Here is a 12,651-nt window from a genome sequence, read left to right on the forward strand (position 1 = left end):
CATTCCGTTCGTAATCGGTTCGCAGCCAACAGGTTCGGTCAGGTGATGTCCTGATAGCGGGACAGTGCCAGTTCGAATGCGTCCTTGGACACGATGTTCCCGCCGGAGAACGGCCGATCGAGCCCGTAGATCGCGACGATCGCCGCGCCGACCACGACGCCGAGCAGCGCGGTCATCACAACGCTGCGTTTGGTCACCTCGACACCGGACAGCGCCGCGCTGCACAGCAGCAGAATTGTGGTGAACCACAGTGCGGTGTAAAGGAATCCGGGCATGCCGAGTTTCGCGTCCATCGCGCGATCGTGGCGGGCCTGCGCGACCGCGTCGAGGGCGGCCACCGCTTTGGCTTGCAACTCGGTGACCGACGCATCCTCGGACTGGATGGCCAGCACGGTGTCGCGCAGCTTGTCGAAGGTGTCCTGGGTGGACTGGCTCAGCCTCTCTTCGTTGTCCATCTCGGGCCACTCCACCGTGACGACCTGCTCGGTGTAGTCGTGGACCAGCCGCTGGATCTGCTGGTGCGCCGGTTCCGGCATCGAGTGCGCGGCCCAGTAGACGTCGACCAGGGCCTTGGACTCGGCGACCGTGTGGTTGTGCGCGTTGTCGTACTGCTGCCAGCAGATCACCACGACGAAGGCGGCCACGGCCATGAACAGTGTGTTGATCAGGTCGAGCACCAGGGTGCCGGACCCTTCGTCCTCGGTCTCGCGCCACGAGGCGGGCCGCAGCCGATTCCCGACCACGAAGACGATGACGGCAAGGGCAGCGATCGCTAGGGGCACGACCAACTGCTGTACGAGCTCACTGTCCATAGCGCGACCTTTCTAGGTGTTCCTCGAGACGATGGCGTCGGCGACATCGCGTAGCGCTTGGTTGACCGCGGCGGGGAACGGCGCGTGGTCGAGGACCCGGTTGGCTTGTGCCCAGCGCGTACGGATCATCGCCTCGACGTGGTGTCGCGCTGTGGCGGTGAGGATTTCGCGGCAGGTGTCGGCTTGACGGTCGTCGAGCTCCGGATCGCCCAGCAGGGCCAGCAGCTGCGCGGCTTGCGCGGGCGTCGCGTGTTCGAGGGCCAACGCGACCAGCGCGGTGTGCTTGCCGTCGCGCAGATCCTCCAGATCGGACTTGCCGGTGCGCGCCGGATCGCCGTAGACGCCGAGCAGATCGTCCTGTAGCTGGAACGCTTCACCGAGCGGTCCGGCGTAGGCGGTGAGCGCCGCCCGCACCCCGCTGTGGGCACCGGCGAGCACGGCACCCAGCTGGAGTGGCCGTTCGCAGGTGTAGGACACCGTCTTGTAGCGGATGATCCGCAGCGCGCGCCCGAGGTCGCTGGACGGTCGCGCGGTGGTGAGCAGGTCGAGGTACTGGCCGTACATGACGTCCGCGCGCATGCCGTCGAGCACCGTGAGCGCGTCGTCCAGTTGCGCGGCGGTGAGCTGTGCGGTGTGCAGCAGTTCGGCCGACCAGACCATCGTCAGGTCGCCGAGGACGAGGGCGGCATGCGCGCCGAACCGGTCCGGATCGCGGCGATCCTGATGTCGCTGCGCCAGAATGCGATGCACGGTGGGCCGGTCGCGGCGGGTGTCGCTGTTGTCGATGATGTCGTCGTGGATCAGCACGGCGGCGTGAAACAGTTCGAGCGAGGCCGCGGCCCGCACAATCGGTTGCGGCACCGGCACTTCGCCCGCGGCCGCATGCCAGCCGAGGACACACAGCAGCGGTCGGATCCGCTTGCCGCCGGCGAACAGGAAGTCGTGCACGGTGCCGGTGAGCTCGCCGGGCAGCGCCGGTTCGGTGGCGGTTGCCTTGTCCCGCAGGAAGTATTCGAGCGCGCCGTCCACCCGCGTCCGGATCGCCGCCAGGTCCACCGGTGTCGCGGGCTCGACGTGTGTGGTGGTCATGAGTTCCCCTCCGCCGGTGCTTCTTCGCGGCCCTCGGTCAGCGCGATCGCCTCGGCCACCAGGGTTTCCACGATCAGATGTTCGGGCACGGTGCGAATGACCTTGCCCCGGACGAAGATCTGCCCTTTGCCGTTGCCCGAGGAGACGCCGAGATCGGCCTCGCGGGCCTCGCCGGGCCCGTTGACCACGCAGCCCATCACCGCGACCCGCAGCGGATGCGGGAACCCCTCGAACGCCGCCTCCACCTGCCCGGCCAGCCGATGGATATCGACCTGGACGCGGCCACATCCTGGACAGGAGACGATCTCGAGCTTGCGTGGACGCAGGCCGAGCGACTGCAGAATGTGGCAGCCCGCTTTGACCTGATCGACCGGCGGCGCCGAGATGGACACCCGGATGGTGTCGCCGATCCCTTCACCGAGCAGAATCGCGAAGGCGACCGCCGATTTCACGGTGCCCTGGAACATCGGCCCCGCCTCGGTGACACCGAGGTGGAGCGGGTAGTCACAGCGTTGGGCGAGTAGGCGATTGGCCGCGATCATGGTGCGCGGGTCGTGATGCTTGACCGCGATCTTGAGGTCGGTGAACCCGTGCTCCTCGAACAGCGCGGCCTCCCAGAGCGCCGATTCGACGAGGGCGGCCGCGGTCGCGGAGCCGTGCTTGGCGAGCACCCTTGGGTCGAGCGAGCCGGCATTGACCCCGACCCGGATCGGAATGCCTGCGGCCGCTGCCGCTTTCGCGATGTCACCGACGCGATCATCGAATTGTTTGATGTTGCCCGGATTGACCCGCACCGCCGCGCAACCGGCGTCGATCGCGGCGAAGACATAGCGCGGCTGGAAGTGGATGTCGGCGATGACCGGCAGCGGGGAGCGGGCGACGAGGGCGGGCAACGCGGCCGCGTCCTCCGGGGTCGGCACCGCGACCCGGACGATGTCGCAGCCCGCGGCGGTCACCGCGGCGATCTGTTGCAGCGTGCCGTCGATGTCGGCGGTGCGGGTGGTGGTCATCGTCTGCACGGAGATCGGCGCGCCACCGCCGACCGGGACGCCGCCGATGTTCAGCCGGCGGGTGCGATGGCGGGTCGGCATGGTCGGCAGGCCGAGATCATTGCTGGTCATCGCGACCCTCCGGATCGGTGTGGGCAGCGGCCGGTGCGGTGGTCATGACAGGTGCCTGACGTGGGGTGGCGGGGCGAAGGTGATGTCCTCGACGGCGGTGGTGAGCTCGCGAACCGTGACCGGGCCCCAGGCACGTAGCGCCTCGATGACCGCGTCGACCAGCGCGGCCGGTGCGGAGGCGCCCGCGGACAGGCCGATGGTGTTCGCGCCGACGATCCAGTCGGGCGTGACGGCGGACGCGTCGTCGATGAGATAGGCCGGAATGCCCTGGCGCTGAGCAACTTCCACGAGGCGATGCGAATTGGACGAGTTGTCCGAGCCGATGACGAGCACGACGTCGCTGTGCCGGGCGACCGCCTCGACGGCCTCCTGCCGGTTGGTGCTGGCGTAGCAGATGTCGGCGCTGCCCGGTCCGTGCAATGCGGGAAAGCGTTGGCGCAGCGCCTGAATGGTCTGCTCGGCCTCGTCGACCGACAGGGTGGTCTGCGTCAGATACGCGACCCGGCTCTCGTCGGGGACCTGGAGCGCGGCCGCCTCGGCCGGACCGTCGACCACCACGGTCACCTCCGGCGCCTCGCCCGCGGTGCCTTCGACCTCCTCGTGTCCGGCGTGGCCGACGAGCACGACGGTGTCGCCGCGCGCCGCGAAACGCCGGGCCTCGGCATGCACTTTGGTGACCAGCGGGCAGGTGGCGTCGACCACGGTGAGTCCGCGCCGTGCGGCCTGTTCGCGCACCGCGGGGGAGACGCCGTGCGCGGAGAAGACGACCAGCGCGCCCATCGGCACCTCGTCGAGCTCCTCGACGAACACCGCACCGCGCGCGGCCAGATCGGCGACCACGTGAGTGTTGTGCACGATCTGCTTGCGTACGTAGACCGGCCCCTGGCGATCGGGCGCGGCCAGCAAGCGTTCCACCGTCTCGATCGCCCGTTCCACGCCCGCGCAGAAAGAGCGTGGCGCGGCGAGCAGCACGGTCCTGGCACGCACGGCGGTCATGGCGACACCGTGCTCAGTGCGGGATTGGCCGGCAGGCGACCGAGTCCGTCGATGTGCACGGCCCCGGTGCCGAGTCCGGTTGGTCGCAGGTAGGGCGCAGCGGGCGTCGTGGGCTCGGGCGCCGGATCCTCGGTGGCCGGCGGCTCGGGGACGTCCACGCGGCGATAGCGATCCTCGAGCTGCGCCTCCTTGTAGCGGCCACACGAGATGTGCCAGTGCACGATTCCGGCCATCCAGTCCTGGAGTTCGACGGCGCGGCGGTCCAGCGAATCACGCACGTCCTGCCCGAGCTCGTATTCGTCGTAGAGGGCGGGCAATTCGCTGCCGACTATGCGTTCGAACTGCTGCATCCGCGCGGTCAGCAGGTCGTTGACGATGGCGACGCCGTCCTCGGGCCCGCAGTCGAAGAAGTTCTGCATGACGCGGACCGCGTTGTGGAAGTCCCCTTCGTACTGTGTCTCTTTGTGATACGAGAACAGGTCGTTCACCATCGTGGCGTAATCACTCGCGGTGTGTTCCAAATCTAGGATCGTCTGGGTGCGATAGACCTCCGGCGGAACCAGGTGGCCGTGCGAGAACCGCGACAATGCCATGGTGAGATCGGAACCGAAAGTGCGGCGGCGCATTTCGACGTAGTCGACCGGGTCGGGAATGCGATTGGCGATGTCGTTGGCCACCTCCCATTCGCAGCTCGCCAGGAAAGCCGTGACAGCGCGGTGGAATTCGCGCCGCTGCTCGGCATCCAGGACGCTGGTCGTCCGGTGCCACAGATCGGCGAGGGCGCGCTCCATCGCGTTGGCGGCGGGCGGCGTGGCCTCGGAATCGAGCGGCATGAACGCCGCGAATCGTTTGCCCTGTAGCTTGGCCGCGACCATGTCCTTGCGTGCCGCGAACACCTGCGGGTAGTAATCGTCGATGTAGGTACCCCAGGCCAGCCAGTTGGCCGACAGATCGAGCTCCGCGAGGGTGGCGTCGGGGTCCAGACCCGCTGAGCACAGCGCGAAATCGAACTCGGCGAGATCGACCGGCCGCCACAGCGCGCGGCCGCCCAGCGCGGGCACCGGCTCATGGAAGCCGATCTGCGCACCCCACTCCAGCAGGTTCTTGCGCGCGACGTCGACGAGTGGATTCAGCTGGAGCTGGTAAGGCAGGTAGAGCTCGGGCAACGCGGTTGGTCCGACCTGCTCGAAGCGCGGGCGCGTGAAGTTCTTGACCCGGTTCGCGCCGAGCGCCGTCGGGGTGAACAGATGCACCGCGGTGCTGCCGAGCCCGATGGGTTTGAACAGGCGCGACAAGGGATCGCTCGCCACCGTGCCGCCCTTGTTCATGTACCGGCTCGACCGCATGTGCCATTCGTGGCCGCCGGATTGCCAGTCCTGCAAGCCTTTCGCGTAGGCGACCACCGCGGCCTGGTCCCGCGGCTCGACGGCGTACTCGGCGAACAGCATGGGCAGTTCGGTGAGCGCGGTGTGCTCGAACTGTTGCAGGCGGGAGGTCAGCAGATCGTTGACGACGTCGGCGGCGCGCTGGGTCTCGTAGCCGAAAAACCGCTCCACCACCAGGATCCCGTTGGCGTTCTCGCCCTCCTGACGTACCTCGCGCTCATAGGAGAAGATGTCGTTGCGCAGGTGCACGCCGTCGGCGAAGGTGTCGCGCAACACCTCCAGCGGCCGGGTCGCGGCCAGTTCGGGCGGGACCGCCGCGCCGACCGCGTGTTCGACCAGGTTGGCCGACCACGGTGCGCCGCCGACCTTGCGGCGCATCTCGATGTACTCGATCGGATTCGCGATCCGGCCCTCGGTGATGTTGGCCAGCTCCCACCGCGACTCCTCCAGCAGCGCAGTGGTTGTCGCGACGAAACGCTGCCGCCAGTCCAGCTCCATCGCGGGCACGGTGCGCACCCACAGATCGGCGAGGCCGCGCTCCACCGGGTTCGTCGGCTCCGGCATCGGAGCGCCGGCCAGCGGCATGAACTCGCGCAGCCGCTCCAGATACTTTCGCGCGCCCTCGGTGTCCCTGGTCCGTTTGAACAGCTCGAGGAAGTGATCATCGAAATAGAACACCCACACGTACCAGTCGGTGATGAGCGACAGCTCCTGGCTGTCGCAGTCCGGGTGGGTGTAGGCGCACAGCAGGCCGTAGTCGTGCCGCTCCAGGTCGGTCTCGTCCCAAATGTGGTGTCCCTCTTGGGGTTCGAAGAACCCCATGGTCTCGGACCAGACCCTGGTGTGCTCGCGGGCGATGTCCACGTGCGGATTGAGCCGGGCCGGGTACGGCATGTAGAAGTCGGGAAGTTCGAAGGGCTGCATGTCATCTCCTTACGATCGACGCGCGCGGCTCAGTGGTTGCGGCGGGATACCATGCCTGCCAGCACCATCAGGTCCGCGGCGGCGGCGGGATCGGCGAGCGCCGCGATCGCCGCGCGCACCCGGCGCTCGGCGAGTTGCTGGGCGCACTGCCGCCCGCCCGCCGACTCGACCAATGCCGCGGCCCGAGCGGTGTCCATCGCATCGGTGCCCGGATCGCGGCCGAACATCGTCGCCAGCTCGGCGGCCGCCTCGGTGCCGGAGCCGAGCGCCGAGACCACTGGCAGCGACATGGTGTGGCGGGCAAGGTCGCTCGCGGGTTTGCCGGTGACCTGCGGGTCACCCCAGATCCCGATCAGGTCGTCGACGAACTGGAAGGCCATGCCGAGCTCGCGCCCGAACGTGTCCATCGCCGCGACGGTGGGTGGCTCCGCCCCCGCACACAGGGCCCCCAGCGCGCACGCACAGCCCATCAGCGCGCCGGTCTTGCCCATGGCCATGCGCGCGTACTCCTCGACATCGACGTGCCCGCCCGAGCGGAACCGGCAATCGGCGTGCTGGCCGTGACACATCTCGATCACGGTCGTTTCCAGCCTGGCGACCGCCGCCGTGGCCGTCGGTGCGGGCAGACCGTCCACCAGCACGCGCACCGCGAGGGCGTGCAGCGCGTCACCGAGCAGCATCGCGTCGGGAATGCCCCACACCGTCCACACGGCGGGCCTGCCACGGCGGACCTGGTCGGCGTCCATGATGTCGTCGTGCAGGAGCGTGAAATTGTGGACCAGTTCCACGGCGGCCGCCGCGGCGAGTGCGGTGGGTGGGCCGGCCCCGCACGCGACGGCCGAGCAGACCGTCAAGGCAGGCCGCAGGACCTTACCGACTGGTTGCGGAGTCGCGGTGCCGTCGGCGTCCCACCAGCCGAGGTGGTAGCCGCCCATCCGGCGCAGCGGTTCGGGTAACGACGAAATCGCCTCGCGCAGTTGCGGATCGCATAGCTCGCGAGCGTTGGACAAAATCTCTGTGGCCCGGCGGCTCGTCGCCGCCGAGGTGCTCTCGATCATCAGCACATACACCTTCCCTAGCGGTGTCGTGGACACGGAGTCCGGGTCCGACGACCGGGAACGCCGCGGCTGCTCGGCATTCGGCCGCCGCGGCGTCGAAGACATCGAGGTCGCTGATCGTCGGGTCAGTCCGCTTGGCGCGCGACCAGAACGTTGTCGAGAATGCCGAGCGCGTCGGGCACCAGGATCGCCGCCGAGTAGTAGCAACTGACCAGGTAGGAAATGATCGACTGGTCGTCGATGCCTTTGAAACGGACGTTGAGGCTCGGCTCGAATTCGTCGGGAAGCCCGGTTTGGTGCAGACCGATGACGCCCTGATCCTTTTCGCCGGTGCGCATGGCCATAATCGAGGTGGTCTGGTTGGTGCTGACCGGGATCTTGCTGCACGGGAAGATCGGCACTCCGCGCCATGCGGGTACCCGGTTACCGTCGATATCGATGGTGTCCGGGTACAGGCCGCGTTTGCTGCATTCGCGACCGAACGCGGCGATCGCTTTCGGGTGTGCGAGAAAGAGTTTGGTGCTGCGCCGCATGCTGAGCAGCTCGTCCATGTCGTCCGGGGTGGGCGGGCCCGACTCGGAGTAGATGCGCTGCTTCAGATCGCAATTGCGCAGCAGGCCGAAGTCGGGGCTGTTGACGAGGTCGTCCTCGCGGCGTTCGTAGAGCGCCTCGATGGTCAGCCGCAGCTGCTGCTGGGTCTGGTTCATCGGGTCGTTGAACAGATCGGCGACGCGGGTGTGCACGCGCAGCACGCTCTGCGCGAGGCTGAGCTCGTACTCGCGCGGACGGACGTCGTAGTCCACGAAGGTGCCGTCGATTTCGGGTTCACCCGCGTGGCCCGAGGTGATCTGGATATTCGCTTCGCCCTGTTTGTTCTGTGGTCGAGCGGCTGCGGCGGCGACCTGGGAAAGTTGCGTGCGGAGTGCGGGTACGTGGTCGAGCACTTCGTCCAGCGCCTGCCGCGGCAGGACCAGCACGATGCTCTTGGTGATCGCCTTGACGGTGGCCGGCCAAATGGCCGAGGAGTCGGTGAAACTCTGCTCGCCGACATAGTTGCCGCCGGCCAGGGTGCCGAGCATGGTCGGCTCGCCGTATTCGCCGGAGCCCATTTTGGCCAGTTTGCCGTGCACGATCAGTATCACTTGATTCATCGGATACCCGAATTCGGCTACCACCGCACCCGGTTCGAATTCGCGCTGTTCGAATCGCCGCGCGAGTGCGCGCAGTACTTCCTCGTCGTCGATATCGCGCAGCGCCGCCATCTCCCGCAGCTCCATCGGGATCACCCGGGCCTGTGAGCCGTCGACCGAAAACTCGATCCGGCCGTTTCCGATGGTGTGGGTCAGTCGGCGGTTCACCCGGTAGACACCACCGTTGACCTGCGTCCACGGCAGCATTCTGGTCAGCCAGCGGGAGGTGATGCCCTGCATCTGGGGTTCGGATTTGGTGGTGGTCGCCAATTGGTGCGCGGCGGTGGTACTGAGACTCTTGCGTCCATTGGTCTCAGCGGAAGCAGACACTGGCGTTTCGATTGTCATATTTGATCCTCACCTCGAAATGGTCACCATGGACGGTCGGCGCTGAAAGTCCGAATAGGTGATCGTTCAGATTCGACGGTTGTGCACGGCAGGTCGGCAGGCGGCGATAGGCCGGGTGCGGACGGTCACTCGAGCGAATGTTGCGATATGACAGTGCATTTCAGACGCTGTCGATCTTAAGGCGCGGAACCTGTTGGACGCAGCGAAAATTCGAAGATTAGTCGTTATTATTCGGATGGTTGCGACACGTATTCGATTGGGACAACGGTTGATAACGCTTCGTCGCGGTTCCGGAAAGTCGAGACAAAATGGCGGTCGGCAGCTATCTTCTAGCTGTCGAGCCGCGCGGGGCTCGGCAGTGCGCTGGCTACCCGACGGCAATGGCGTCGTGCGACGGTGCAGGTCACATCGCCGTGCAGTGTGCGCGACAGCGGTCGTCCGCCCGATCCGGCCGAGTCTCGAGTGCTCGGGTATCAGGTGCGCGGGGCGCAGGCGGATTAGCCTCGAGGTATGTGTCGAAACATCACTGCCCTGCGGGGACTAGAGCCCGCGGCGACGCCGGAGGAGATCCAGGCCGCCGCGCTGCAGTACGTACGCAAGGTCGGCGGGCTGTCCAGCATCTCGGCCGCGACCCAGCCCGCGGTCGATGCCGCCGTCGCCGACATCGCGGCGGTCACGGCCCGGCTGCTCGCGCAACTGCCGGATCGCAAGGTGCCGCCGAAGTCGGTGCCGCCACTGCGCCGACCCGAGGTGCAGGCGCGGATCCAGGCCAGGGCGCACTCGCACGACTGACCGCGCGCTCGCCGACGCCCTGCGCGCGTGTGCCCGCTAGCGGCGCGCCTGCTATCTTGAACATCGTTCAAGCTGGTAGCGGGAGGAAGTCGTCGTGGACGGAGTCGAGAACTCTCGGGGGTCGAGGGTCGCCTTTTCGGCGCGCGATATCGCACAGATCGCCGTATTCGCAGCGCTGATCGCGGCGATGGGCCTGCCCGGCGCCATCACCGTCGGCTTCAGCGGTGTGCCGATCACGGTGCAGACGCTAGGCGTGATCCTGGCCGGCGCGGTGCTCGGCGCGCGCAAGGGAACGGCCGCTGTGCTGGTCTTTCTCGCGTTGACGATGATCGGCCTGCCGCTGCTGTCGGGCGGCCGCACCGGACTGACCGCGATGGCCGGGCCCAGTGCCGGATACCTCGTCGGGTGGGCGCCCGCGGCGCTGGTCATCGGCCTGCTGACCGCGCGGATTCTGCCGAAGTACCCACTGGCGCTCGGTCTGCTGATCAACGCGTTCGGCGGGATTCTGGTCATCTACCTCTTCGGCACCATCGGGCTGTTGTTGCGCACCGACTTGGACTTCCCGCACGCGATCAGCACCAACTTCGCGTTCATCCCCGGCGACCTGGCCAAGGTTGTCGTCGCGACGGTCGTCGCCAAGGGTGTGCATCGCGCGTACCCCGGCCTGATCCGTGCGTAGTCCGGAACTCGGCGGCGCCGCAGATCGGCCCGCCCTCGAAATCGACGGCCGCACTTACACTTACGGCCAACTCGACGCTGCGATCGAGCAGTGGGTCGAACGCGACCGTGCGCCCGTCTACGACGCGTCGGCGCTGCCGGTGCCGGACGCGTTGATCTGTATCTGCGCGGCGGCTCGGCGCGGTGTCCCGGTGCTCGTGGAGAATCCCGAGGCGCGTCCCGCGCGCTCGGATATTCCGTCCTCGGCGTTCCTGCTGGTGACGACCTCGGGCTCCACCGGCCGCCCGCGCCCGCTGGCCCGCACCGCGGCGTCCTGGTTCGACAGCTTTCCCGCGTTCACCGCGATCACCGGCGTCGAGGCCACCGACCGCGTGCTCATCACCGGTCCCTTGCACGCGACGATGCACCTTTTCGGTGCGCTGCACGCGCTGTGGCGCGGCGCGTGCGTCACCGACGATCCGTCGCGGGCCACGGTTGTGCACGCGGTGCCCGCGGTGCTTCGGGACGTGGTGCGCAAGGCGCCGAGGTTGCGAACGGCGATCGTGGCGGGCATTGCCCTGGACGACGGCGCGCAAGCGGCGGCTGACGGCCTGGAGCTCATCGAGTACTACGGATCCGCGGAGGTCTCGCTCGTCGCGGCACGGCGGGTGCCCGAGCCGCTGCGCCTGCTCGACGGCGTCGATGCCGATATTCGGGACGGATTGCTCTATGTCCGCACCCCGTACCGCGTGCTCGGCGCTCCCGAATGGTTCAGCGTGGGCGACCTCGCCGAGCTCGGCCCGAACCGCGAGCTCACGGTCCGGGGCAGGGGGGAATCCGCGATCAACGTCGGCGGCACGACGGTCGTCGCCGAGGATGTCGAACGCGTCCTCGGGACGCTCGACGGTGTCGCCGCGGTCGCGGTGGTCGGGGCACCGCACGCGGTGTTCGGCGAGATCGTCACGGCCGCAGTACAACTCGACGGCGTCGGGATCGATGCGGTGCGGTCGCAGGCGCGCGGCCTGCTGATGAAGGAGGCCATGCCGCGGCGCTGGGTGCCGCTGCCGACGCTGCCGAGGACGGCCAGCGGGAAAGTGGCCAGAGGTCAGCTGAAAGACTTGCTGGCATGAATTCGGTTCCCGTTCTGGTTGCGCCGCGTCGGACGCCGATCGGCAATGCCGGGCACGGGTTCGCCGAGCTGACGACCACCGACCTGGCGGCGCCGGTCTTGCGCGAGGTGCTCTCGACGCTGCGCGGCGCGGGCGTGGCAGCCGAGGTGGACGATGTCGTCCTCGGCAACTGCCTCGGGCCCGGCGGCAATCCGGCGCGGATCGCGGCGTTGCACGCGGGGCTCGGTGTGCAGGTGCCGGGTGTGACGGTGGATCGGCAATGCGGGTCCGGTCTCGACGCGGTGATGCAGGCGGCGCTGCGGGTGCGCAGCGGGGCCGACCAGCTGATTCTCGCGGGCGGCGTCGAGTCGGCGAGCACCGCGCCGTGGCGGTTCTGGCCGCCGGTCGCGGATGTCGAGCCGGTGCGCTACACCCGGGCTCCTTTTGCGCCACACGGTTTTCCGGATCCCGACATGGGGGCGGCCGCCGACGATCTCGCGCGCGTGCGTGGCATCAGCCGGGAGCGGCAGGACGCGTATGCGGCGCGTTCGCACAGCCTCGCGGCGGCGACCGACTTCTCGGCGGAGATCGTGCCGATCGGCGAGGTGCGCCGCGACGAACGGATTCGCGCGGGGCTCACCGAGGCTCGGCTCGCACGGTTGCGGCCCAGTTTCGGCGTCGAGGGGACGGCGACGGCGGGCAACTCGTGTGGCATCTCCGACGGTGCGGCGGTGCTGGCGGTGACCAGCGAGGCGCTGGCCTCCGGTCTGCCCGCGCTGCGGATAGTCGGGTCGGCGGTGGCCGGATCCGATCCCGCATACCCCGGTCTCGGGCCGGTTCCCGCGATACGGAAGCTGCTGCGGCGCACCGGGGTCGAGGTGAGCGAGCTCGGGATCATCGAGATCACCGAGGCTTTCGCTACCGTGGTGCTGGCGGTGTCGGACGAACTGGGATTGGACGAATCGCGGATCTGCCCGCAGGGGGGTGCCATCGCGATGGGGCATCCGTGGGGCGCGTCGGGCGCTATTTTGTTGGTGCGGTTGGCAAGTCAGATGTTGGGTGCGGGCGGGCCCGCGCTGGGGCTCGCGGCGTGCGCCATCGGTGGTGGGCAGGGGATCGCCATGTTGGTGGAGCGGGTGTCGTGAGCGAACCACGGGTCATCGAGGCGCA

Annotated in this window: 11 protein-coding genes; 4 read left to right on the forward strand and 7 right to left on the reverse strand. The window is 68.2% G+C overall.

Annotated features, from left to right (window positions below; all coding sequences use genetic code 11):
- Positions 1 to 38: 38 nt before the first annotated feature.
- The 7 genes from DMB37_RS34480 to DMB37_RS34510 form a co-directional block, all read right to left on the reverse strand.
- The gene (locus tag DMB37_RS34480) at positions 39 to 812 is read right to left on the reverse strand and encodes a DUF4239 domain-containing protein (RefSeq protein WP_135236259.1); all 774 of its coding nucleotides are present in this window, start codon (positions 810 to 812) and stop codon (positions 39 to 41) included.
- Between the two features lie 12 nt (positions 813 to 824).
- Positions 825 to 1,901, reverse strand: coding sequence for a polyprenyl synthetase family protein (locus tag DMB37_RS34485; RefSeq protein ID WP_135236260.1), 1,077 nt, complete (start codon positions 1,899 to 1,901; stop codon positions 825 to 827).
- The gene (gene ispG / locus DMB37_RS34490; RefSeq protein ID WP_135236261.1) at positions 1,898 to 3,022 is read right to left on the reverse strand and encodes a flavodoxin-dependent (E)-4-hydroxy-3-methylbut-2-enyl-diphosphate synthase; all 1,125 of its coding nucleotides are present in this window, start codon (positions 3,020 to 3,022) and stop codon (positions 1,898 to 1,900) included. The genes DMB37_RS34485 and ispG overlap by 4 nt, the downstream gene beginning before the upstream one ends.
- Before the next feature lie 42 nt (positions 3,023 to 3,064).
- Positions 3,065 to 4,018 (reverse strand): 4-hydroxy-3-methylbut-2-enyl diphosphate reductase, encoded by a 954-nt coding sequence (ispH, locus tag DMB37_RS34495; protein ID WP_135236262.1) that lies wholly within the window; start codon positions 4,016 to 4,018, stop codon positions 3,065 to 3,067.
- Positions 4,015 to 6,327, reverse strand: coding sequence for a germacradienol/geosmin synthase (locus DMB37_RS34500; RefSeq protein WP_135236263.1), 2,313 nt, complete (start codon positions 6,325 to 6,327; stop codon positions 4,015 to 4,017). Before DMB37_RS34500 ends, ispH begins: the two co-directional genes overlap by 4 nt.
- A 29-nt stretch (positions 6,328 to 6,356) precedes the next feature.
- Positions 6,357 to 7,385 carry a polyprenyl synthetase family protein gene (locus DMB37_RS34505; RefSeq protein ID WP_135236264.1) on the reverse strand — a complete coding sequence of 343 codons (1,029 nt, stop codon included), beginning with the start codon at positions 7,383 to 7,385 and terminating at the stop codon, positions 6,357 to 6,359.
- A 125-nt stretch (positions 7,386 to 7,510) separates the two neighbouring features.
- Complete coding sequence (locus tag DMB37_RS34510) at positions 7,511 to 8,923, reverse strand: family 2B encapsulin nanocompartment shell protein (protein ID WP_135236265.1); 1,413 nt, start codon at positions 8,921 to 8,923, stop codon at positions 7,511 to 7,513.
- 510 nt (positions 8,924 to 9,433) lie between these two features.
- Here DMB37_RS34510 and DMB37_RS34515 point away from each other — a divergent pair.
- The 4 genes from DMB37_RS34515 (at position 9,434) to DMB37_RS34530 (ending at position 12,626) form a co-directional block, all read left to right on the forward strand.
- Complete coding sequence (locus DMB37_RS34515) at positions 9,434 to 9,715, forward strand: DUF2277 domain-containing protein (protein ID WP_107655509.1); 282 nt, start codon at positions 9,434 to 9,436, stop codon at positions 9,713 to 9,715.
- Between the two features lie 94 nt (positions 9,716 to 9,809).
- On the forward strand, positions 9,810 to 10,394 hold the full coding sequence (locus DMB37_RS34520) for a biotin transporter BioY (protein WP_206055072.1): 585 nt from the start codon (positions 9,810 to 9,812) through the stop codon (positions 10,392 to 10,394).
- Positions 10,387 to 11,502: a class I adenylate-forming enzyme family protein gene (locus DMB37_RS34525; protein ID WP_135236266.1), complete on the forward strand. Its 1,116-nt coding sequence runs from the start codon at positions 10,387 to 10,389 to the stop codon at positions 11,500 to 11,502. Before DMB37_RS34520 ends, DMB37_RS34525 begins: the two co-directional genes overlap by 8 nt.
- Entirely contained in the window at positions 11,499 to 12,626 is a 1,128-nt protein-coding gene (locus DMB37_RS34530) for a thiolase family protein (RefSeq protein ID WP_135236267.1), read from the forward strand. Before DMB37_RS34525 ends, DMB37_RS34530 begins: the two co-directional genes overlap by 4 nt.
- The last annotated feature ends 25 nt before the right edge of the window (positions 12,627 to 12,651 follow it).

The sequence above is a fragment of the Nocardia sp. CS682 genome (assembly GCF_004634405.1).
GTDB lineage: Bacteria > Actinomycetota > Actinomycetes > Mycobacteriales > Mycobacteriaceae > Nocardia > Nocardia ninae.